Source organism: Luteococcus sp. H91 (assembly GCF_038433135.1).
Classification (GTDB): Bacteria; Actinomycetota; Actinomycetes; order Propionibacteriales; family Propionibacteriaceae; genus Luteococcus.
In genome coordinates this window covers 11852-32446 of record NZ_JBCDMV010000018.1, presented here as the reverse complement: position 1 = coordinate 32446, position 20595 = coordinate 11852, and the positions used below count along the sequence as shown (strand labels likewise).

The 20595-nt window shown below is 68.6% G+C and carries 17 protein-coding genes; 11 read left to right on the top strand and 6 right to left on the bottom strand.

Features of this window, described 5'->3' with window-relative positions:
* Positions 1–75: 75 nt before the first annotated feature.
* Together AAEX57_RS09515 and AAEX57_RS09510 are read left to right on the top strand one after the other, a co-directional pair.
* Positions 76–1830, top strand: a complete 1755-nt coding sequence (locus tag AAEX57_RS09515) for a hypothetical protein (RefSeq protein ID WP_342092652.1) — start codon at positions 76–78, stop codon at positions 1828–1830.
* 178 nt (positions 1831–2008) lie between these two features.
* A complete protein-coding gene (locus tag AAEX57_RS09510; protein ID WP_342092651.1) occupies positions 2009–3175 on the top strand; it encodes a M23 family metallopeptidase in 1167 nt (388 codons plus the stop codon).
* 132 nt (positions 3176–3307) lie between these two features.
* Here the strand turns inward: AAEX57_RS09510 and pcrA are convergent, their stop codons facing one another.
* On the bottom strand, positions 3308–5794 hold the full coding sequence (pcrA, locus tag AAEX57_RS09505) for a DNA helicase PcrA (RefSeq protein WP_446721156.1): 2487 nt from the start codon (positions 5792–5794) through the stop codon (positions 3308–3310).
* A 92-nt stretch (positions 5795–5886) separates the two neighbouring features.
* Here pcrA and AAEX57_RS09500 point away from each other — a divergent pair, with 92 nt between their 5' ends.
* The 4 genes from AAEX57_RS09500 to AAEX57_RS09485 all read left to right on the top strand — a co-directional run bounded on the left by AAEX57_RS09500 (position 5887) and on the right by AAEX57_RS09485 (position 9459).
* Positions 5887–7134, top strand: a complete 1248-nt coding sequence (locus AAEX57_RS09500) for a phospholipase D-like domain-containing protein (protein ID WP_342092649.1) — start codon at positions 5887–5889, stop codon at positions 7132–7134.
* A 98-nt stretch (positions 7135–7232) separates the two neighbouring features.
* Positions 7233–7496 carry a GlsB/YeaQ/YmgE family stress response membrane protein gene (locus AAEX57_RS09495; RefSeq protein WP_342092648.1) on the top strand — a complete coding sequence of 88 codons (264 nt, stop codon included), beginning with the start codon at positions 7233–7235 and terminating at the stop codon, positions 7494–7496.
* 201 nt (positions 7497–7697) lie between these two features.
* A complete protein-coding gene (locus AAEX57_RS09490) occupies positions 7698–9275 on the top strand; it encodes a PspC domain-containing protein (RefSeq protein ID WP_342092647.1) in 1578 nt (525 codons plus the stop codon).
* The gene (locus AAEX57_RS09485) at positions 9268–9459 is read left to right on the top strand and encodes a hypothetical protein (RefSeq protein WP_342092646.1); all 192 of its coding nucleotides are present in this window, start codon (positions 9268–9270) and stop codon (positions 9457–9459) included. The genes AAEX57_RS09490 and AAEX57_RS09485 overlap by 8 nt, the downstream gene beginning before the upstream one ends.
* Here the strand turns inward: AAEX57_RS09485 and AAEX57_RS09480 are convergent, their stop codons facing one another.
* Together AAEX57_RS09480 and AAEX57_RS09475 are read right to left on the bottom strand one after the other, a co-directional pair.
* Complete coding sequence (locus tag AAEX57_RS09480; protein WP_342092715.1) at positions 9460–10149, bottom strand: response regulator transcription factor; 690 nt, start codon at positions 10147–10149, stop codon at positions 9460–9462. It abuts the gene before it with no gap.
* A gap of 31 nt (positions 10150–10180) precedes the next feature.
* The gene (locus AAEX57_RS09475; RefSeq protein WP_342092645.1) at positions 10181–11656 is read right to left on the bottom strand and encodes a PspC domain-containing protein; all 1476 of its coding nucleotides are present in this window, start codon (positions 11654–11656) and stop codon (positions 10181–10183) included.
* Positions 11657–11875: 219 nt separating this feature from the next.
* Between AAEX57_RS09475 and AAEX57_RS09470 the strand changes: the two genes are divergently transcribed.
* Positions 11876–12205: a PspC domain-containing protein gene (locus AAEX57_RS09470; RefSeq protein WP_342092644.1), complete on the top strand. Its 330-nt coding sequence runs from the start codon at positions 11876–11878 to the stop codon at positions 12203–12205.
* A gap of 663 nt (positions 12206–12868) precedes the next feature.
* On the opposite strand, the gene guaA is transcribed toward AAEX57_RS09470, so the two are convergent.
* Entirely contained in the window at positions 12869–14422 is a 1554-nt protein-coding gene (gene guaA / locus AAEX57_RS09465) for a glutamine-hydrolyzing GMP synthase (RefSeq protein ID WP_342092643.1), read from the bottom strand.
* A gap of 142 nt (positions 14423–14564) precedes the next feature.
* Here guaA and cysK point away from each other — a divergent pair, with 142 nt between their 5' ends.
* From cysK to AAEX57_RS09445, 4 genes are all read left to right on the top strand, one after another.
* Positions 14565–15491, top strand: a complete 927-nt coding sequence (gene cysK, locus AAEX57_RS09460) for a cysteine synthase A (RefSeq protein ID WP_342092642.1) — start codon at positions 14565–14567, stop codon at positions 15489–15491.
* 147 nt (positions 15492–15638) lie between these two features.
* Positions 15639–17891 (top strand): glycoside hydrolase family 3 N-terminal domain-containing protein, encoded by a 2253-nt coding sequence (locus AAEX57_RS09455; protein ID WP_342092641.1) that lies wholly within the window; start codon positions 15639–15641, stop codon positions 17889–17891.
* Between the two features lie 90 nt (positions 17892–17981).
* Positions 17982–18545: a hypothetical protein gene (locus AAEX57_RS09450; protein WP_342092640.1), complete on the top strand. Its 564-nt coding sequence runs from the start codon at positions 17982–17984 to the stop codon at positions 18543–18545.
* Positions 18542–18889, top strand: coding sequence for a winged helix-turn-helix domain-containing protein (locus AAEX57_RS09445; protein ID WP_342092639.1), 348 nt, complete (start codon positions 18542–18544; stop codon positions 18887–18889). The genes AAEX57_RS09450 and AAEX57_RS09445 overlap by 4 nt, the downstream gene beginning before the upstream one ends.
* Here the strand turns inward: AAEX57_RS09445 and AAEX57_RS09440 are convergent, their stop codons facing one another.
* Complete coding sequence (locus AAEX57_RS09440; protein WP_342092638.1) at positions 18890–19186, bottom strand: chorismate mutase; 297 nt, start codon at positions 19184–19186, stop codon at positions 18890–18892.
* A gap of 281 nt (positions 19187–19467) precedes the next feature.
* Positions 19468–20571 (bottom strand): GuaB3 family IMP dehydrogenase-related protein, encoded by a 1104-nt coding sequence (locus AAEX57_RS09435; RefSeq protein ID WP_342092637.1) that lies wholly within the window; start codon positions 20569–20571, stop codon positions 19468–19470.
* Positions 20572–20595 lie beyond the last annotated feature (24 nt).

Below are 20595 nucleotides of genomic sequence, written 5' to 3'. Positions count from 1 at the left end.
AGCGTCCCGGCAGGTAAACTCTGCCTGAGCTTTTCCATGATGTCTTCTTCATCCACGAGTTCCCGGAGGATCCGCGTGACCGACGACAATACCCAGCAGCCGCGACCCCACGGGGCCGAGGACGAGCAGTTCGTCGAACCCGAAACTCCGGCCGCCCGCCCGGAAGGCGGCTCCGACCCTATCCCAGCCGACGGCACCTTCCCCGGTGACGACGCCGCAACCACGGTGATGCCGCCAGTCCCGGCCGAGGACCACAGCGCGTGGATGCGCCCGAGCGTGGGCGAGCAGCGTCGTACCTCGGAGATCGTCGGTGCCCTGGCGCCCGAGGAACCCACCGTCGAGGCGAACGAGGAAACGATCGACATCTTCGACGAGGCGGCACCCGTCACGCCCGAGGAGGCCGACGAGGCCCGCGAGGCCGAGCCGACCGTTCTTGAGCCCAGGCAGCATGCCGCCATCGTGGGCGCCCGCGCCGCACTGGCCCGCGGTGACGTCCCCGGGGCGAGCCTTGCGCATGCGGCGGAACGCTATGCGGAGGACACCTTCAGCCCCGAGTCGGGCCGCCCGCTGGGGCTGCGACTGCTGCCATGGATTGCCGGCATCATCGCCCTGGCGATGCTGGCCTTCGGCCTGGGATATGCCTACACCCGCAAGCCGGTCGTCGTCGTGACCCCCACGCCGACGCCCACCGTAAGCAAGCCTCCGGTGGTCACCGAGGAGGAACTGCTGAACGTCAAGGATGTGGCTGCCCTGGCCCCCAAGGAGACCTGGTCGGCGCCGACGACCCTGGACAAGCTGACCCCCACGACGCTGCGACCGGCATGCATGAACTCCACCCAGGGTCAGCCCAACCCGACGCTGACCAAGCAGCGTACGCTCAGCACCCCGACCGCGTCGGCGCCCAGCGTGAAGCACCAGATCGACTCCTTCGCCACCACGGCGGACGCCCAGAATGCCTACACCGCCCGCGCCGCCCAGATGGCGGCCTGCGACGAGGTTCCGGCGTGGATCGTCGGTTCAGCCAAGGTGACGGGCATGGGCGACGAGGCCTCGGCCATCACCATTGCCTACCAGAACCAGACGGCGGAGTACCACACCCTGCTGCTGACCCGCACCGGCACGGTGGTGCACACCTTTGATGTCGCGCAGGCGGGGAAGGCCTTCTCCACTGCCACGCTCAGCCAGGCGGCGAAGCTGGCGGTGAATCGGCAGTGCGCCACCTCCGGCGGTGAGTGCGCCAAGAGCCCCGGCGTCGGAGCCATCCTGCCGCCGCCCAGCGGCACACCGGGTTGGCTGATCGCCTCCGACCTCCAGCGCGTCTCCCCCGGTGCCGGCCTGTGGACCGCCACCGACACCACCAACATCACTGCCAAGGGCACCACCTGCGAGAACATTGACCTGGCCTCGGTCCCTGGCCCGTCGAAGCGGGAGCAGCGCACCTTCCTGATGACCCAGGACAATGCTGCTCCGCGTACCTTTGGCATCGACGAGATCGCCTACACCTTCCGTGACCCCCGGGCGGCCCGGGCCTTCGCGGGCCGGTTGAACAACAACCTGAACAGTTGCGCCACCCGACAGAGCACCGCGAAGGTCGGCGAGAGCCTGACCAAGGGAGCCCCCGGTGACAAGGACATCGATGTCACCGCCCGCACCCTGTTGGTGCAGCAGAGCCTGGGCGGCAGCGAAACGGCACGCTTCCGGACCGCCGTCGTCCTGGCTGGCCATCGGGTGATCTACCTGGTGAACAACCCCAGCGCGTCCTACGACCTGGGCAAGGACAAGTTCACCCAGATTGCCGTGCGAGCGGGCCTGCGCTCCACCCAGCAGTGACACCGGACAGTCGGAGTGATCTATCTCACAGCGCTTGATTATGACCGTTTCCTGAGAAATGCTAAGGTTCATCTAGTCGTGAAATCGCGGGCCCCCCGTGAATCCCCGAAATCGTCCGCTGACGCAACTGTCGGTAACGACGTAGGATCTGAACTGTTGTCGTCCGCATAGGAGAACCGTGTCCCACACCCCGTTCCGCAAGGTTCGCGCCAAGCGCGTTCTGGAGGTGTCGGAGACCCCCGACGAACTCGACTTCGACAGTGTTCTGGACACGGCCGAGGAAGAGTCCGGCCCGAGCGTCCTCAAGCGCAGCCTGGCAGCCCTGGCGGTGAGCACCCTGAGCCTGCTGACCGTTGGCGGCGTCGTCGCGACGGCCTCGGCCAGCTCGCAGCGAGTCGACACCTCCTCGGTCTCGACCGACAAGAACAGCAAGGACGTCACCCGCGCCGTGGCCGCCCCCGACGCGCTCAGCATCGAGCAGCAGGTGCAGTCGCAGGTGGCGCAGGCCAACACAGTCCAGCGGCAGAACAATGGCACGCTGGCCGCCTTCGCCGGTCGCACCTCGATCAGCCGCACCGCCGCTCGCACCGAGCTGGGCAAGGCCGTTGCCAACGAGGACGCCACCGCTCGCCAGGGTTCGCTGAAGGACATCAACGAGACCGTCACCCAGACCGCCACGGACAGCGGCGCCGAGTACCGCGGCGACCAGATCGACGTCGACATCGCGAAGGTGAAGGCCGAGGCTGGCCGGATCGCCGAGGAGAAGCGCAAGGCCGAGGAGAAGCTGAAGGCCCAGGGCAAGTCCGAGGCCGAGGCCAAGAAGGCCGCCGAGGCCGAGGTCAAGAAGAAGCGGGCCGCTGGTCAGGCTGTGGCCCCGAAGCCCGCCGACACCGCCGCCGCAGGCGCGGTCACCGGCAGCGGCGGCTCCAAGCCGATGCGCCCCGGCACCTACAGCGTCGGCGCTTCCTGGGGTCAGTACGGCTCCTGGTCCCGCTGGCACACCGGTCAGGACCTGCCTGCCCCGGTTGGCACCCCGATCCTCGCCGTCGCCGACGGTGTTGCGGCCACCAACTGCGGTGGCTGTCAGGGTTGGGCCGGCGACAGCGCGCTGGTGCTGCACCACGCCAACGGCAATTCGACCCTGTACGCCCACATGAGCCAGTACACGGTCTCTCCCGGCCAGGTGGTCAAGGCCGGCACCGTGATCGGCTACGTCGGCATGAAGGGCCGCACCTTCGGCCCGCACCTGCACTTCGAGTACTACCCCAAGGGCACCACCCCGGGCGACGTCTACTCCAGCAAGAATCCTGTCAGCTACCTGTTGACCCTCGGCGTCCACATGTGACCGACGGATTCTCAGTCTTCTCAACAAGTCCCGCACACTCCCGGTGTGCGGGACTTGTTGTGTCCCGCCAAGTACTTCCTGTCATCCGAGGCCCGCACCCACCCCACGCCGGCACCAGTCGGAAACAGCCGCCTACAACTTCTCCATCGGCGCGTGCTTCAGACTCAACCGCTTCACCCCGGAGCTGCCGAAGTCCACGTCGGCCATCATCTTGTCCCCGATGCCGGTGACCCCGGTGACGGTGCCCATCCCGAAGCTGGAGTGCAGCACCCGCTCCCCCACGTCGACGGAGGTGAGTCGTTTGGCCTTGGGCTGGCCGGAGCCGAAACTGGGCTGACCGCTGAGTGTCTTGCCGGAGCCGAAGGAGCGTCCGGTGGACTGGCGGGCCTGGGCGGTGCGGGTGGCCGAGGTGGAGGCCCAGCCGCTGAGGGCGGCGCCGGTGCGTCGCCAGTCCATCAGGTGCGCGGGGATTTCGTCTAGGAAGCGGCTCGGCGGGTTGTAGGCGGGTGATCCCCAGGCGGTGCGGACCGCGGCCCGCGACAGGTAGAGGCGTTGGCGGGCGCGGGTGATGCCGACATAGGCCAGCCGGCGTTCCTCCTGTAGCTCGTCGCGGTCCATCAGGGCGCGCATGTGCGGGAAGACGCCGTCCTCGAAGCCGGTGAGGAAGACGGTGTCGAATTCCAGCCCCTTGGCGGTGTGCAGGGTCATCAGGGTGACCACTCCGGCGCCGTCGCCGTCGTCGGGGATCTGGTCGGAGTCGGCCACCAGCGCGATCCGTTCCAGGAAGGCGGGCAGGCTGTCGTCGGGTTCGGGCATGCCGGCGGCCAGTTCATCGCCCAGCTCGGTGGCCTCGTCGTCGCTCTCGCCGAGCCCGGGGACCCCTTCGCCGAGGTCGATCGCGTGGGCGGCGGCGACGAATTCCCCGGCGACGGCGACGAGTTCGACGAGGTTCTCCAGCCGGGTCTCGTCCTGCGGGTCGGTGGAGTTCTCCAGCTCGTGCAGGTAGCCGGATTCCTTGAGGATGGAGGTGAGGATCTCGTCGGCGGGTTTGCCTTCAACCACCATCCGTCGGTGGGCGGCCATCATCTCGGCGAAGCCCTTGATCTGGTTGAAGCTGCGGGTGGCGATCCCGGGGGCCTCGCTGGCCCGATCGAGGGCGTCGGAGAAGGGGATCCGTTCGCTGGTGGCCAGGGCTTCGATCGCGGCCTCGGCACGGTCGCCGATCCCCCGCTTGGGGACGTTGAGGATCCGTCGGACGCTGACGTCGTCGGCCGGGTTGGCGATGGCGCGAAGGTAGCTGATCGCGTCGCGGATCTCCTTGCGTTCGTAGAAGCGCACCCCGCCGACCACCTTGTAGGGCAGCCCGACGCGGATGAAGACCTCCTCGAAGGCCCGGGACTGGGCATTGGTGCGGTAGAAGACGGCCGTGTCTCCATAGCGGGACGTGCCGTCGTCGGCCAGCTTGTCGATCTCGGTGGCGATGAACTGGGCCTCGTCGTGTTCGGTGTCGGCGACGTAGCCGGTGATCAGCGCGCCCTCGCCCTGATCGCTCCACAGCCGCTTCTCCGGCCGGTTGGGGTTGTGGCCGATCACGGCATTGGCTGCGGTGAGGATGTTCTGGGTGGAGCGGTAGTTCTGTTCCAGCAGGATGGTGGCGGCACCGGGGAAGTCGGATTCGAAGTCCAGGATGTTGCGGATGGTGGCGCCGCGGAAGGCGTAGATCGACTGGTCGGAGTCGCCCACCACCATCAGTTCCGGCGGCTCCATGGTGGGCGTGCCGTCGGTGAGCACCACGTCGTCCAGCTGGCCGCAGAGCTGGCGGATCAGCTGGTACTGGGCGTGGTTGGTGTCCTGGTATTCGTCGACGAGCACCTGCCGGAAGCGACGCCGGTATCCCTCCCGCAGGTCAGGGAAGGACTGCAGCAGGTGCACGGTGGTCATGATCAGGTCGTCGAAGTCCAGGGCGTTGGCGGCCACCAGTCGTCGCTGGTATTCCGCGTAGGCCTCGGCATAGGCCTTCTCGTTGCCCTCCCCGGCTTGGTCCCGGGCACTTTCGTGGTCGATCAGCTCGTTCTTGCAGTTGCTAACCCAGTTCATCACCGCACGCACCGGGTAGCGCTTGGAATCCATCTCCAGCTCGCGGGTGACCAGCGTCATCAGCCGCTTGGCGTCGGTGTCGTCGTAGATGGAGAAGTTCTTGTTCATCCCGAAACGGTCGATGTCGCTGCGCAGGATCCGGACACAGGCCGAGTGGAAGGTGCTGACCCACATCAGCTTGGCCCGGTTGCCCACCAGGTCGATCACGCGGCTCTTCATCTCCGCCGCGGCCTTGTTGGTGAAGGTGATCGCCAGGATGGAGCCCGGGTGCACGTCGCGGGCCGCCACCAGGTGCGCGATCCGACGGGTCAGCACCCGCGTCTTGCCGGAGCCGGCCCCGGCCACCACCAGCACCGGCCCCCCGGCGTGCAGCACGGCCTGGCGCTGCGGCGGGTTGAGCCCGTCCAGCAGTTCGTCGACGGCGGGGCGGGCAGAAGCACGCGCCACCTCCTCCGGACGCGGCGCCGGGGGGCGTCGGCTCGGCTCGGGCTCGAAGGAGCTGAACAGGTCTGGCATCGGCAGGTCACTCATGGCAGGTACACCCTATTCGCTGGTACCGACAGTCCTGCGGCGCCGCGTCGGCCCCACCCCAATGGGTGGCTATCGTGGAGGGCATGCAGCGCCCCGATCTTCGACGCCTGGCAGCCCGCGCCATGGCCACCGTCTTCACCGCCCAGGTGGGCACGGCCGTCGGGTTGACCGCCATCGACGCGGTGCAGCGACGACACCGTCGGCCCTACCGCTTCCCCGTCGCCGATCCGACGCCGGTCACCGCGGGCCGCGACGAGGTGACTGTCTACACCTTCGGAGACGATCTCTACCGGGACATACTGGCCGACATCGAATCGGCCCGAGAGACGATCTACTTCGAGACCTACATCTGGAAGGGTGACACCATCGGGCAACGCTTCAAGGATGCCCTGATCGCGGCCGCGGATCGCGGGGTGAAGGTCTGTGTGGTCTTCGACGAGTTCGCCAACCTGGTGGTGCCCCGCAGCTTCTTCCGTTTCCCGCCGAATGTGCTGGTGCAGAGCCACCCGATCATCGCCAGCCCCCTGCCCACCCCGCGCAGCATCGGCCGCGACCACCGCAAGCTGCTGGTGATCGATTCCCGGGTGGCCTACATCGGCGGCTACAACATTGGTGACACCTACGCCAACCGCTGGCGCGACACCCACGCCCGGCTGGTGGGACCGGCCGTCGCGGAAGTGGAGAATGCCTTCGTCGACTACTGGAACCTGCGCCACGTCGGGGTGCTCAGTGCCCGCCGCGACGCCGGGCATGAACTGGTGCAGCACGGCGTGCGCTCCTGGGAGACATCGGTGCGGGTGCACCGCAACACCCCCAAGATCTCGGTCTACCCGATCCGCAACATGTACCTGGAGGCGATCGACCGCGCCACGGAGCGGATCTGGCTCACCCAGGCCTACCTGATCCCCGACGACGACCTGACCGCCGCACTCTTCGGCGCCGCCCGACGCGGGGTGGACGTGCGGATCATCGTCCCCGCCCAGTCCAACCACGTCGTCGCGGACTGGCTCAGCCGCGGCTTCTACGACGACCTGCTGAAATACGGGGTGCGGCTCTTCCTCTACCAGGGCGCGATGGTGCACGCCAAGACCGCCACCATCGACGGCTACTGGTCCACCATCGGCACCGCCAACCTGGACCGGCTCAGCCTGGCCGGCAACTACGAGGTGAATGCCGAGATCCTGGATGCGTCCGTGGCCCGACGGATGGAGGAGATCTGGGCGGTGGACGAGGCCAACTGCATCGAGCTGACCCACGACGAGTGGCAGCGCCGCTCAGTGGTGGCGAAGTTCACCGAGAGCCTGCTGGCCCCTTGGCGGCCGCTCTTCTAGGGCTGGGCGTCCGGATCCCACCACCCCGTGGGGTGAGCAATTTTCGCCCCGAGTGGAATGACGCGACTTTTCAAGTCCCCTGACCTATCGTCATTGTCATGGGAATCATTGCAACACTCATCCTCGGCCTGGTGGCCGGCGCCCTCGCCAAGCTCGTCATGCCCGGTAAGCAGGGCGGTGGCATCATCGTCACCATGCTGCTCGGCGTGATCGGTGCTTTCGTCGGCAGCTTCCTGGGCTCCACGCTCTTCAACAAGTCAGTCTCTGCGATCAATCTGTACGGCATCCTGATGGCGGTCGTCGGTTCGCTGATCGTGCTGGGTATCTGGGGCTTCATCCAGAGCAAGTCCAGCCGCGTCTGACCTCAGACCTTTCCTTCCCCAACCAAGACCCAGCAAGGGCCCCGGCTTCGGCCGGGGCCCTGGCTGCATGTTCGGGGCCCCTCCCGAGCACCCCGAATTGCGCACCGCGGGGGTCGTGGCTCCCCGTCGGCAGAGTTTTCCCCACGATCTCAGGGTGATTCCCTATGGTGTGGCGGGAGGTCACGCAGCACCATGGCAGTCATGGACTCCTTCCCCGCGCTGCGCCGCAGCCGAGACGACGCGATGCTGGCCGGCGTGTGCTTCGCCGTCGCCAAGCAGTTGCGCGTCGATCCCTTGCTGGTGCGGATCGCGACAGTGGTGCTGGCGCTCAGCTCGGGCTTCGGCGTGGCGCTCTACGCCTGGGCCTGGCTGGTGCTGCCGCAAGCCGGCCGCACCCGCAGCCTGGCGCAGGAGTGGTTCGGGCAGACCGACGACTGGAGCCCGCAGCGGCTGCTCACCGTGGGATTGGTGGGAAGCCTGGTCTGCAGCCTGCTGCTCGGGCCCGTGGCGGGCTGGGGTGTGGGGCCGGGCATCGTCCTGATCGCCATGGTGCTGCTGGCCCGACGGCAACGCCCCGACGACGTCCCGCTCCCTCCCCGGCCGGCCGAGGCGCCCGTCATCACCCCCAATTCAGGTTTCGACCTGGCCACCCAGGCCTGGGCCGACCGGCTGCAACAGGTGGGTCACCCGCTGCCTGACGAGCCCACGGTGGCGCTGCACAGGCCCGGTGTCTCCACGGACCATGCCACCGTCCGGCTGCCCACCGCCGTGCAGGATGAAGCCACCATCGCGCTAGACACCCCCACGGTTCCGCTGGACGAGCCCACCATCGCGCTGGAGGAGCCTACCGTCGCGTTGACGGAACCCACGATTAAACTCGATGAGCCAACGCTCGAGCTCACCGAGCCGACTCGGGTGCTGGACGTGGAGGCCACCCGCCAGCTGCCGCCTCCCAACAATCCCCCATCGCAGCTCGCAGCGCCACAGTTCCCACCGCCACAGTTTCCGCCTGCACAGTTCCCCCCGCCAGCTGTCCCCCACCCTGCAGCTGCCCGGCCCGCGGCATGGCCCGTCGGCCCCCCACCCACCACGGCCCACGCGACCCACAGTGCGGCTGTCCCCCCGGTCTGGACTCCGCCGGTGCCGGTGCGTCGCCGCGTGCGCAAGTCTTGGCTGTTGGGCCTGCTGGTGCTGGGCCTGAGCCTTGCCGCCGCCCTGACGGCCCCCCAGCTCTCCCCATCCTCTCCCTGGCCGATCACCGACGTCCGTCTGCTGCAGCATGGCGTCGGGCTGGGCGTTCTGGCCCTCGCCCTGCTGGGCTGCGCGTTACTACGCCTCCCCCGCCCCCGGATGGCGGTCCTGGCGGGTGTGCTCGTGGTGGCCTCCGCCCTGGCCCCGCCGATCGAGGGCAGTGCCGTGCAGCCGCGCGACGTGGTCTGGACCTCCACCGCCGAGCTGCCGCAGGAGCGGATCGAGCTCGCGGCCACCGAGGGGCGCTTCGACCTGTCCCGGCTTGACCTGAGCGGCGTGGGCAGCACACCGGCCCGGATCAGCATCCGGGCCACCGCCGCCGACGTCGAGCTGGTGCTCCCCGAGGACGCTGCCGTGCGGATCGACTATCGGCTCACCGCGGCTGACCTGGAGGTGGCCAAGGACGGTTCGGTCTTCACCGCCGACGGGCAGCGCATCGGCTCGTGGCCGGAACAAGCCACCGACCAGCCCCGTCTGGTGATCGATCTGCAGCTGCAGGCCGCCTCCGGGACGGTGCGCCATGCATAGCCGCTTCGACGCCGCTGGCCTGTGGTGGGGGTTGGTCTTCACGGCACTGGCTGCCCTGGGGCTGTGGCAGGCGACGGGTCATGTCATCGACCGTGACCAGCTGGCCCAGGCGGCACCCTTCGTGCTGATCGGGTTGGGGCTCCTGCGTCTGGTGCTCGGCGGTCTGGCCCGCCGTCGGGGCTGATCAGACCAGCTTGCGGTCGGTGGCCCACTTGGTCAGCTGATGCCGATTGGAGAGCTGCAGCTTGCGCAACACGCTGGAGACGTGCGTCTCGACGGTCTTGACACTGATGAACAGCTCACGGGCCACCTCCTTGTAGGCGTAGCCGCGGGCGATCAACTTCAGCACCTCGCGCTCGCGCGGGCTGAGCCGGTCCAGGTCCTCGTCGACGCTGGCCACGTCGATGCTGCCGCTGAAGGCGTCCAGCACGAAGCCCGCCAACCGGGGTGAGAAGACGGCGTCGCCGCCGGCCACTCGGTCAATGGCCTCCAGCAGGTCGTCGCTGGAGATGGACTTGGTGACATAGCCGCGGGCGCCGGCCCGGATCACGCCGATCACGTCCTCGGCGGCATCGGAGACGCTGAGCGCCAGGAACTTGATCTGCGGCATCGTCGCGTGCACCTGCTTGACCACCTCGGCGCCACCACCACCGGGCAGGTGCACGTCGAGCAACACGACGTCGGGCTGGTGCTGCAGCACGCTGCGCACGGCGGTGGGCACGTCCTCGCCCTCACCGACGATGGTGATCCGGGTGGAGGTGCCCAGCTCGTGCTTCACCCCCGCGCGGAACATGGCGTGGTCGTCGACGAGCACGACCCGCCACGGCCCGCTCGGCGCGGGCGGCTGCGGGCTGCCCTCCGGCTGGCCAAGCATGCTCTGCTCCTGTTGCTCCATGACTGTCCCTTCAGATCTCCATCACCAACCGCACCTCGGTGCCCTCACCTGGTGCGGAACGAATCCTGGCGGTGCCGCCGTGGCGTTCCATCCGTTCGATGATCGACCGCTTCACACCCATCCTGTCATTCCCGATGGTCTCGATGTCGAAGCCGGCCCCGCGGTCGCGGACGAAGACCTCCACCAGCCCGGGTTCCACCTCGCAGTAGACATCGATCCGGGGCGCGCCGGAGTGTTTGGCGGCGTTCATCATGGCCTCGCGGGCGGCACGCACCACGGCGTCGGTCTGGCTGTCGGTCTCCACGTCGCCGACGCAGACCAGCTCGATCTCCACCCCGCGTTCGTCCTCGATCTCCGTGCAGGCCCTGGTCAACGCCGCCTTCAGCGTGGTCTCTGCGGGCAGCTCGCCGTAGAGCCAAGTGCGCAGTTCACGTTCCTGTCGCCGGGCCAGCGACGCGACAGCCTTGGGATCCTCCGACTGGCGCTGGATCAGCGCCAGGGTCTGCAACACCGAGTCGTGCAGATGGGCTGCCATGTCCGCCCGGGCCTGCTCCAGCAGGGCACGTTCGTGGGCGGCCTGTGAGGCCCGACGCCACTTGGCGATCCACGGGGCCGCGGCAATCGTGACGCCCAGCAGCATCAGCGCGGCGAAGCCCAGCACGATCGGCAGCTGGGCGACGCCGATCTGGCTGGCGGCCACCATGGAGACCGAAACACCCACCAGGCCCAGCCCGACGGCCATCCGCACCACCTCGGCCCAGCCACGGCCCAGCAGCAGCCGATCAAGCCAGGTGCCGGTCTTCAATTCGTCGGCGGTGGGTCGCGGGGCGTCGGCCTGCCGCCAGACGATCGCCACACCGGCCGCGGCGAAGGCCAACGGCCAGAAGATCGCCGACGACGGCCCCACCCCGAAGCGCTGCGCCAGCAGCACCACACCGCCGCCCATCAAGGCCAGGGACCCGGCCGCGGCGCCGTCGCGCTTGGCTCGGGCGACGGCGCTGCCGGGGCGACGCATGTCCTTCCGCTTGGCGGCCTCCAAGCCTGGGGCCTCCGCGGCATCCTCCTCGCCCTGCGAGGGCATCAGCATCCACAGCAGGCCGTAGAGGAAGACGCCGAGCATCTGCATGGAGCCCAGCACCACGAAACCGCCGCGCACCACCAGAAGTGGCCAGCCCAGATGATCCGCGATGCCGGTGCAGACCCCGCCCAACCAGGCGCCCTCCGAAACCCGATGGGCCCGGGGCGGGGCGGGCAGCCGGTCGTCGTCGTTCTGAGCCTCGGGCAGCCGCGACGACGGGGAGCGCCGGAGGGCATCAACCGGCTCTGCCGTGGAGTTCTCGTCGGCCGTGTGCGCGTGATCGGCCGACCGCTGGTCGGCGCCGGGCTCCGACTGCCGGGGCAGTTGCCGCGTCGGCTCGGACCCCGGGCGCGACGCATCCGCGTCCGGCGCTGATGGCCGGTCCGCCAAGGGATGCTCGTCGCTCATGATGACTCCAAGACTCACACGCGCGGGCGTCCGCCGCCACCCCGCAAGGGCCCTGTGCGACAAGTGTCGGGTGCCGTTCAGGGTTGTGCCGGATGGTTTGTGCTCCCCCATCGGCGCAGGATGGGTACCAGAAGCCGAAAGCTTCCAGGCAAACCAGAAATCCCTGCTCAACCCCGGCCGGCGCCTCACCCGGCGCCGGCCACACCCAAGGAGAACACCATGGCCCTCATCCCGAACCTCGTCCGGCCCACCGACGACCGCGTGATCGCCGGCGTGTGCTCCGGTATTGCCCGTTACCTCAAGGTCGATGTCACCTTGGTCCGCGTCGTCGTCGCCGGCGCCATGCTGATCGGCGGCGTCAGCCTTTGGGTCTACCCGCTGCTGTGGCTGGTGATGCCCGAGGAGGGATCCGACCAGGCCGGCGTCGACACCCTGATCGGACAGGCCAAGGACTGGAAGGCCAGCAACGACGCCAAGCGCAACCAGACCCCGAGCGCCGAGCGCCCGCAGGAGGTCTTCAACCCCTACGAGGGCGACCCGCGCAACTGATCCCCAACCCTTTCCCCGCAGTGCCCGCCCCATCCGGGGGCGGGCACTGTTGCGTCCCCAGCCACGGGCGGGGCCTCGACAAGCTCGGCCACCGTGGTCACCCCACGCAACCACGATCCCCGAGCTCGCCGAGGGGTGCTGTACCGGCGAGCCGGTACAGCCCGTCCAGGCAGCGACAAGGGAGCGCACGCCTGGACGGAACAGAAGTAACGGAGCGAAGCGACTCCAGAAAAGGAAAGAACCCGGCCACCCACCGAAGTGGACAGCCAGGCACTCTCTCAACCCCTACCGGGGTCCACGGGGGCGGAGCCCCCGTGCGCTGCGAGCGCGAGGAACGAGCGTGAGCAGCCCGGGCAAGCAGGCGACGAAGGAGCCGGCGCGCTTGCCCGGAACAGGCAAGACGGAGCGAAGCGACTCCAGAAAAGGAAAGAACCCGGCCACCCACCGAAGTGGACAGCCAGGCACTCTCTCAACCCCTACCGGGGGTCCACGGGGGCGGAGCCCCCGTGCGCTGCGAGCGCGAGGAACGAGCGTGAGCAGCCCGGACAGGCAAGACGGAGCGAAGCGACTCCAGAAGGAAAGAACCCGGCCACCCACCGAAGTGGACAGCCAGGCACTCTCTCAACCCCTACCGGGGGTCCACGGGGGCGGAGCCCCCGTGTGTCACTCCCACTCGATGGTGCCCGGCGGCTTGCTGGTGACGTCGACGACGACGCGGTTCACCTCGCGCACCTCGTTGGTGATCCGGGTGCTCATCTTCTCGATCACCTCGTAGGGCAGGCGGCCCCAGTCGGCGGTCATGGCGTCCTCGCTGGTGACGGGGCGCAGCACGATCGGGTGGCCGTAGGTCCGGCCGTCGCCCTGGACGCCGACGGAGCGGACGTCGGCGAGCAGCACGACGGGGAACTGCCAGATGGAACGGTCCAGGCCGGCCTTGGTGAGCTCCTCGCGGGCGATGAAGTCGGCCTCGCGCAGGATGTCCAGGCGTTCCTTGGTGACCTCGCCGATGATCCGGATGCCCAGGCCGGGGCCGGGGAAGGGGTGCCGGTAGACCAGCTTCTCGGGCAGGCCGAGCTGCAGGCCGGCGGCGCGCACCTCGTCCTTGAACAGGGTGCGCAACGGCTCGATCAGCCGGAACTGCATGTCCTCGGGCAGGCCGCCGACATTGTGGTGGCTCTTGATATTGGCGGCGCCCTCGCCGCCGCCGGACTCGACGACGTCGGGGTACAGGGTGCCCTGCACCAGGAAGTCGATGCCGTCGGCGTCGGCGATCTCCCGGGCGGTGTCCTCGAAGACCCGGATGAACTCGTTGCCGATGGTCTTGCGCTTGGTCTCCGGATCGGTGACGCCGGCCAGCTTGGCCAGGAAGCGCTCGGAGACGTCCTTGACGACCAGCTTGGCGCCGGTGATCTCGACGAAGTCCTTCTCCACCTGGTCGGATTCACCCTTGCGCTGCAGGCCGTGGTCGACGTAGACGCAGGTCAGCTGGTCTCCGATCGCCTGCTGCACGATGGCCGCGGCCACCATCGAGTCGACGCCCCCGGACAGGGCGCACAGCACCTTCTTGTCGCCGACCTGCTGGCGGATCCGTTCCACCTGCTCGTCGACGATGTTGGCGCTGGTCCAGTCGGCCTTGAGCCCGGCGATCTGGAACAGGAAGCGTTCCAGCACGGCCTGGCCCTGCTCGGAATGCAGCACCTCGGGGTGCCACTGCACGCCGGCCAGCTTGGTGTCGGTGTTCTCGAAGGCAGCGACGGGGGCCCCGGCGGTGCGGGCGAGCTCGGTGAAGCCCGCGGGTGCCTTGGTGACCGAGTCGCCGTGACTCATCCAGATGTTCATGGTGCTGGGCAGCTGGTCCAGCAGGCAGCCCGGCTCGGTGACGGCCAGCTGGGTGCGGCCGAACTCGCTGAGGCCGGTCTTGGCCACCGTGCCGCCCAAGGCATTGGCCATGGCCTGGAAGCCGTAGCAGATGCCGAAGGCAGGCACACCGGCGGTGAACAGTGTGGGATCCACCTGCGGGGCGCCGTCGGCGTAGACCGACTGGGGACCACCGGACAGGATGATGGCCGAGGGCTCCTTGGCCATGATCTGTTCGACGGTGGCGGTGTGGGGCATGATTTCGGAGTACACATGGGCCTCACGCACGCGTCGTGCGATCAGTTGGGCGTACTGCGCGCCGAAGTCGATGACGACGACGAGATCGTGGGCTGCAGGCATGGGGCAAGTCTAGGGGAATCGGCAGACCAGCGGCGCCGCGTCGGTGGCCCGTCGGCGATGATGAACTCGCCCGGTATGACCACATCCTGAGATTCTTGCCGAGATCCGGAACAAACCGGTCAGTCGCTGAGTTGCAGGGAACATGAAGACCTACTCAGACGTGACCGCAGTCGTCGGCGGCACCCCCCTCGTCAAGCTCAACAAGCTGGTGGACGGCAACGCGACCGTGCTGGCCAAGCTGGAGTTCTACAACCCGGCCAATTCGGTCAAGGACCGGATCGGCGTCGCGATCATCGACGCCGCCGAGGCCTCGGGCGAGCTGAAGCCGGGCGGCACCATCGTGGAGGGCACGTCGGGCAATACCGGCATCGCCCTGGCCATGGTGGGCGCGGCCCGCGGCTACAAGGTGGTGCTGACCATGCCGGAGACCATGAGCATGGAGCGTCGCGCCCTGCTGCGCGCCTACGGTGCCGAGCTGGTGCTGACCCCCGGCGCCGACGGTATGAAGGGCGCCGTCGCCAAGGCCGACCAGATCGCGGCCGAGCGTGGCGGAATCCTGGCAAGCCAGTTCGCCAACCTGGCCAACCCGGCGATCCACTACAAGACCACCGGACGTGAGGTCTGGGAGGACACCGACGGCACCGTCGACGTCTTCATCGCCGGCATCGGCACCGGCGGCACCATCTCCGGCGCGGGCAAGTACCTGAAGGAGCAGAAGCCCGAGGTGCAGGTGATTGCGGTGGAGCCCGCCGAGAGCCCGCTGCTCACCGACGGCAAGGCCGGCCCGCACAAGATCCAGGGCCTGGGCGCCAACTTCGTCCCGGACACCCTCGACCGGGAGATCTACGACGAGGTGCTGGACATCTCCGGCGAAGAGGCGATCGAGATGGCCCGTCGCGCCGCCAAGGAGGAGGGTCTGCTGGTGGGCATCTCCGCCGGTGCCGCCCTGGTGGCTGCCAAGCAGGTGGCCGAGCGCCCCGAAATGGCCGGCAAGACGATCGTCGTGGTGCTGCCCGACTTCGGTGAGCGCTACCTCTCCACCGTGCTCTACGCCGACCTGATGAACTGAGCGCACCAGTCTCGAAGGTCACGAGGGGCCAGTCACCACCGGTGACTGGCCCCTCCCCTGTTCGTCGCGCCCTTTTGCCCACCCCGGAGCCGAACTAACCTTGTGGTAGGCAACGGCGCCGCCGGCGCCCCGAACGAGGAGCTGGACGTGAGCACAGAAACCTTCAGGAATCCGGAGCTGCCGATCGCCGAACGTGTCTCGGACCTGCTCGGGCGACTGACCGTCGAGCAGAAGGCCGGCCAGGTCAGCCAGTTCTTCTACTTCGCGACGCCGGAAGCCTCCCAGGCCAATGGCGACAATGACGTCAACGAGGTGGAGCAGGCCATCGTCGAGGGCCGCGCCGGATCGGTGCTGTTCGTGCGTGACGCCGCCACGGCCAACCGGCTGCAGCGGCTCGCCGTCGAGCAGTCCCCACTGGGCATCCCGCTGCTCTTCGGCTTCGACGTGATCCACGGCCTGCGCACCGTCCTGCCCGCCCCGCTCGGGGTGGCCGCCTCCTTCTGTCCCGAGACCGCACGCCGCGGGCAGGAGGTTGCCGCGCGCGAGGCACGCGCCGTCGGCATCCACTGGACCTTCGCGCCGATGGTGGACATCGCCCGGGACCCCCGCTGGGGCCGGATGTTCGAGGGCGCCGGCGAGGACCCCTACCTCGGCTCCGCCATGGCCGCCGCCCAGGTTCGTGGCTTCCAAGGCGAGCCGGACGAGCAGGGTCGGCTGGACAGCCAGCACATCCTGGCCGGCCCCAAGCACCTGGCCGGCTATGGGGCCGCGACCGGAGGCCGGGACTACGAGGACTCCGACATCAGCGACAACGAGCTGTGGAATGTCTACCTGCCGCCCTTCCACGCCGCGGTGAAGGCCGGGGCCGGCAACATCATGAGCGCCTACATGGACCTCAACGGCGTGCCCGCCTCGGGCAACCGTTGGCTGCTGACCGAGGTGCTGCGTGACCAGATGGGCTTCGAGGGCTTCGTCGTCTCCGACGCCAATGCCGTGCGCTCGCTGGCCACCCAGCACTACGCCCAGGACCTGACGGATGCCGCCGCGAAGGCCATGCACGCGGGTCTGGACATGGAGATGACCATGACCGACCCGGCCTACTCCCGCCTGCCTCGGGCGATCGCCGACGGCACCGTCACCGAGCAGGAGCTGGACCAGGCGGTGCGGCGGATCCTGACGGCCAAGTTCCGCCTCGGCCTGCTCGACCAGCCCTTCGCCGACGAGGCCACGGCGGCAGCGGTACTCACGGCCCCCGAGCACCGCGACGTGGCCCGCGAGGCCGCCGAGAAGTCCCTGGTGCTGCTCAAGAACGACGGCCTGCTGCCCCTGGAGGCCGGTGCCCTGAAGAAGGTCGCCGTGATCGGGCAACTGGCCGACAGCCGTCGCGACCTCCTGGGCCCGTGGATCTTCGACTTCGACCTGGACGAGACGGTCACCATCCTGGACGGGCTGCGGACGCGGCTGGGCGACGGCGTTGACGTTCGGCACGCGCCGGGCGCCTCCATCCCGGACCGGCTGTACCCGTCGATGTTCGACGACATGGAGGCCGAACCCGCCGTCACCGGCGAGGGCTACGACGACGATGCACAGATCGAGCGGGCCGTGGAGCTGGCCCGCGGAGCCGACGTCGCCATCGTCGTCGCCGGGCAGCGGCAGAACCAGACCGGCGAGCGGGCCTCGGTGAGCAGCCTGGACCTGCCGGGGCGCCAATTGGAGCAGTTGCAGCGACTGGCCGAGACGGGGACCACAGTGGTGCTGGTGCTGATGTCTGCCCGGCCATTGGACCTGCGCTGGCCCGACGAGCACCTGCCCGCCATCCTGCAAGCCTGGTACCCGGGCAGCCGCGGTGGTGAGGCGGTGGCCGCCGTGCTGCTGGGTGACCGCTCCCCCGCCGGGCGGCTGCCCTTCACCTGGGTGCGCAGCGTCGGTCAGGTGCCGATGACGCTGTCGCACTACACCACCTTCCAGCCGGAATACGCCCACGAGCGGTACTGGGATGAGCCGTCGACGCCGCTCTACCCCTTCGGCCACGGCCTGTCGTACGCCAGCTTCGAGTACTCCGACCTTCGGGTGGAGCCAGCGCAGCTTGCCGTCGGGGAGACGGCGACGGTGCGGGTGACGCTGACCAACACCTCGGACCGGGAGGCCGACGAGGTGGCGCAGCTCTACCTGCACCAGTGCTACGGGTCCGCGTCCCGGCCCGTGCGCGAGCTCAAGGGCTTCCAGCGGGTCACCCTGGCGGCCGGTGAGAGCCGGGAACTGACCTTCGATCTGGGCCCCGACGAGCTGCGCTACTGGAATGCCGCCGTGCATGAGTGGGTACAGGAGGCCACCGACTTCGACCTCTGGGTGGGTGGTTCGTCGACGGCCGAACTGGCAACCAGCGTCACGGTGCGCTAGTTCCTGAAGACCACCCGGTTTGCGTTGCAAACTGGTTTGTCCACGCATATGGTTTGCATTACAAACCAGTTTGCAACCAAGGAGGTTGTGATGAGCACGGCACCGGACGCCACCGACGACCTGCAGCGGCGAATCGCCGTCAGCAAGGACTACGACATGCTCCAAGGCCTGATCAGCGTCGGCACCGGGCTCTCGGTGCTGCTGGCGGCGGCCACCCGGAACTATCTCTGGATGGCGATCGGCGGTGGCCTGAGCGCAGCGATCGGCGTGACCTGGTATGAGAAGCGCTATGGCAAGGCGCGTGCCACCCGCAATCGGAACGCTTGGACCCTGCTGTTCACCGTGCTCGCGATTGTGCTGATCGTGCTGGCCAACGGCTTGGACCACTTCCACCCCGGCCCGCTGCTGTGGACCCCGCTGGTGGCCGGGCCGCTGATGCTGGCCGGCGAGTGGGCCGGGCTGCGCCACACCGGCCTGACCGTCTGGCACTGGATCAGCTGCATCGCGCTGACCGCGTGTGCCTTCATCCCGCTGCTCGGGTACCAGCCGTCGCACTGGTTCGCGATGGGCACGCTAGCACCGGCACTTGTCGTGATCGGCCTGGTGGACCACCAGCGGCTGGTCAAGGTACTCGGCAGGGGTGTCCAGTCGTGACGGCGGAACCGTTGACTCCCGACGAACAACCCGTCGCGCAGCCCACTCCCCCGGATCTGGCCGTCGACCGGCTGGTGCACGAACCCGCCCGGCTCGGCATCCTCAGCGTGCTCGACGGCCAGAAGGAGGCCGACTTCCAGTTCTTGCAGACCGTGCTGGGGTTGAGCAAGGGCAATCTGTCCAGCCATCTGGCCAAGCTGGAGGCGGCGGAACTGATCCGGGTGACCAAGACCTTCCAAGGCAAGATCCCCCGCACCATGCAGGCGATCACGCCGGACGGGCGCGCCGCCCTGAAGCGTCATTGGGAACAGATGGAGGCCATCCGTCGACTGGGGCAGGGCTGATCAGGCGTGCTCCTTGGCGATCTGCTCGTGGTGGCGGACCACCTCGGTGACGATGAAGGTGAGAAACTTCTCCGCGAATTCCGGATCGAGCTGGGCGTCGGTGGCCAAGGCGCGCAAGCGTTCGATCTGGCGCTTCTCCCGCGCCGGGTCGGCGGGCGGCAGGCCCTTGGTGGCCTTCAGCACCCCAACCCGCTGGGTCACCTTGAAGCGTTCGGCCAGCAGGTGCACCAAGGCGGCGTCGAGGTTGTCGATGCTGGAGCGCAGCTGGAGCAGTTCGGGATCGGTCGCCTCGGTCATACCACCAGCCTAGGGGCGCCCGCCGAACCCGCGCACCCTGCCCACAACGTGAGGCGAGGCTGCCTCGACAGGACCCGTCACCGTGGTGGGCGACGGGCGACGGGCGACGGGCGACGGGCTCGCGGAGCGGCCCCCGAGGCCGTCGAGGGGCCTCGACAGGCTCGGCCGCCGGTGTCACCAAGGGTGCCAAACAAGCCGTCAGACGGTGGCGACGAACAGCGGTGCCGGCCCCGGGGACGCCGCGACGGGCTGTCGACCCGGAGCCACCGCACCCGAACCGACTAGCGGATCACCAACTCAATCCTCTGGAACTCCTTCACATCGGTGTACCCGCACGAAGCCATCGCCCGGCGCAGGGCCCCGACGAGGTTCATCGTGCCGTCCGGGATGTGCGAGGGGCCGACGACGACCTCCTCGAAGGAGCCGACGGTGTCGAAGTGCACCCGCTCACCGCGCGGCAGGCTCTCGTGCCAGGCCTCGGCACCCCAGTGCCAGCCCTTGCCGGGGGCCTCCGCGGCGCGGGCCAGCGGGGCGCCGACCATCACCGCGTCGGCACCACAGGCGATCGCTTTGGCGATGTCACCGGAGCGACCGACCGAGCCGTCGGCGATCAGGTTGACGTAGCGGCCGCCGGATTCGTCCAGGTAGTCGCGGCGGGCCTCGGCGACGTCGGCGATGGCGGAGGCCATCGGCACCTCGATGCCCAGCACGTCGCGGGTGGTGTGCGCAGCGCCGCCACCGAAGCCGACCAGCACACCGGCCGCACCGGCGCGCATCAGGTGCAGGGCGCTCTGGTAGGTGGCGCAGCCGCCGACGATCACCGGCACCTCCAGCTTGCGGATGAACTCCTTCAGGTTGAGGGGCTCCTCCACCTCGCTGACGTGCTCGGCGGAGACGGTGGTGCCACGGATCACGAAGAAGTCCACCCCGGCCTGCTCCACCACGGAGGCAAACTCGCGGGTGTTCTGCGGGCTGAGGGAGCCGGCCACCGGCACCCCGGCGTCACGGATCTGCTTCATCCGTTCGGTGATCAGCTCGGCCTTGATCGGCTCGGCGTAGACCTGCTGCATGAAGCGGGTGGCCTGGTAGCGGTCCTCGATCCCGGCCAGTTCCTCGAACAGCGGCGCAGGATCGTCGTAGCGGGTCCACAGGCCTTCCAGGTTGAGCACCCCCAGCCCACCGAGCTTGCCCATCTGGATCACGGTCTCGGGGCTCATCACGGAGTCCATCGGGGCGCCGATGATCGGGAAGTCGAAGGTGACGGCGTCAATCTTCCAGCTCAGGTTGACCATGTCGATGCCGCGGGTGCGCCGGGTGGGCACCATGGAGATGTCGTCGAGGGCGAAGGCCTTGGTGGCGCGCTTGCTGCGTCCAATGTCGTACATGTGCTTCTTTCTGGCTTCTCGACG

Bases quoted from the DNA above. Each gene is read 5' to 3' on its own strand.
- AAEX57_RS09500 (WP_342092649.1), top strand. From the start codon at position 5,887: ATGCAGCGCCCCGATCTTCGACGCCTGGCAGCCCGCGCCATGGCCACC.
- AAEX57_RS09495 (WP_342092648.1), top strand. From the start codon at position 7,233: ATGGGAATCATTGCAACACTCATCCTCGGCCTGGTGGCCGGCGCCCTC.
- AAEX57_RS09490 (WP_342092647.1), top strand. From the start codon at position 7,698: ATGGACTCCTTCCCCGCGCTGCGCCGCAGCCGAGACGACGCGATGCTG.
- AAEX57_RS09485 (WP_342092646.1), top strand. From the start codon at position 9,268: ATGCATAGCCGCTTCGACGCCGCTGGCCTGTGGTGGGGGTTGGTCTTC.
- AAEX57_RS09480 (WP_342092715.1), bottom strand. From the start codon at position 10,149: ATGCTTGGCCAGCCGGAGGGCAGCCCGCAGCCGCCCGCGCCGAGCGGG.
- AAEX57_RS09475 (WP_342092645.1), bottom strand. From the start codon at position 11,656: ATGAGCGACGAGCATCCCTTGGCGGACCGGCCATCAGCGCCGGACGCG.
- AAEX57_RS09470 (WP_342092644.1), top strand. From the start codon at position 11,876: ATGGCCCTCATCCCGAACCTCGTCCGGCCCACCGACGACCGCGTGATC.
- guaA (WP_342092643.1), bottom strand. From the start codon at position 14,422: ATGCCTGCAGCCCACGATCTCGTCGTCGTCATCGACTTCGGCGCGCAG.
- cysK (WP_342092642.1), top strand. From the start codon at position 14,565: ATGAAGACCTACTCAGACGTGACCGCAGTCGTCGGCGGCACCCCCCTC.
- AAEX57_RS09450 (WP_342092640.1), top strand. From the start codon at position 17,982: ATGAGCACGGCACCGGACGCCACCGACGACCTGCAGCGGCGAATCGCC.
- AAEX57_RS09440 (WP_342092638.1), bottom strand. From the start codon at position 19,186: ATGACCGAGGCGACCGATCCCGAACTGCTCCAGCTGCGCTCCAGCATC.
- AAEX57_RS09435 (WP_342092637.1), bottom strand. From the start codon at position 20,571: ATGTACGACATTGGACGCAGCAAGCGCGCCACCAAGGCCTTCGCCCTC.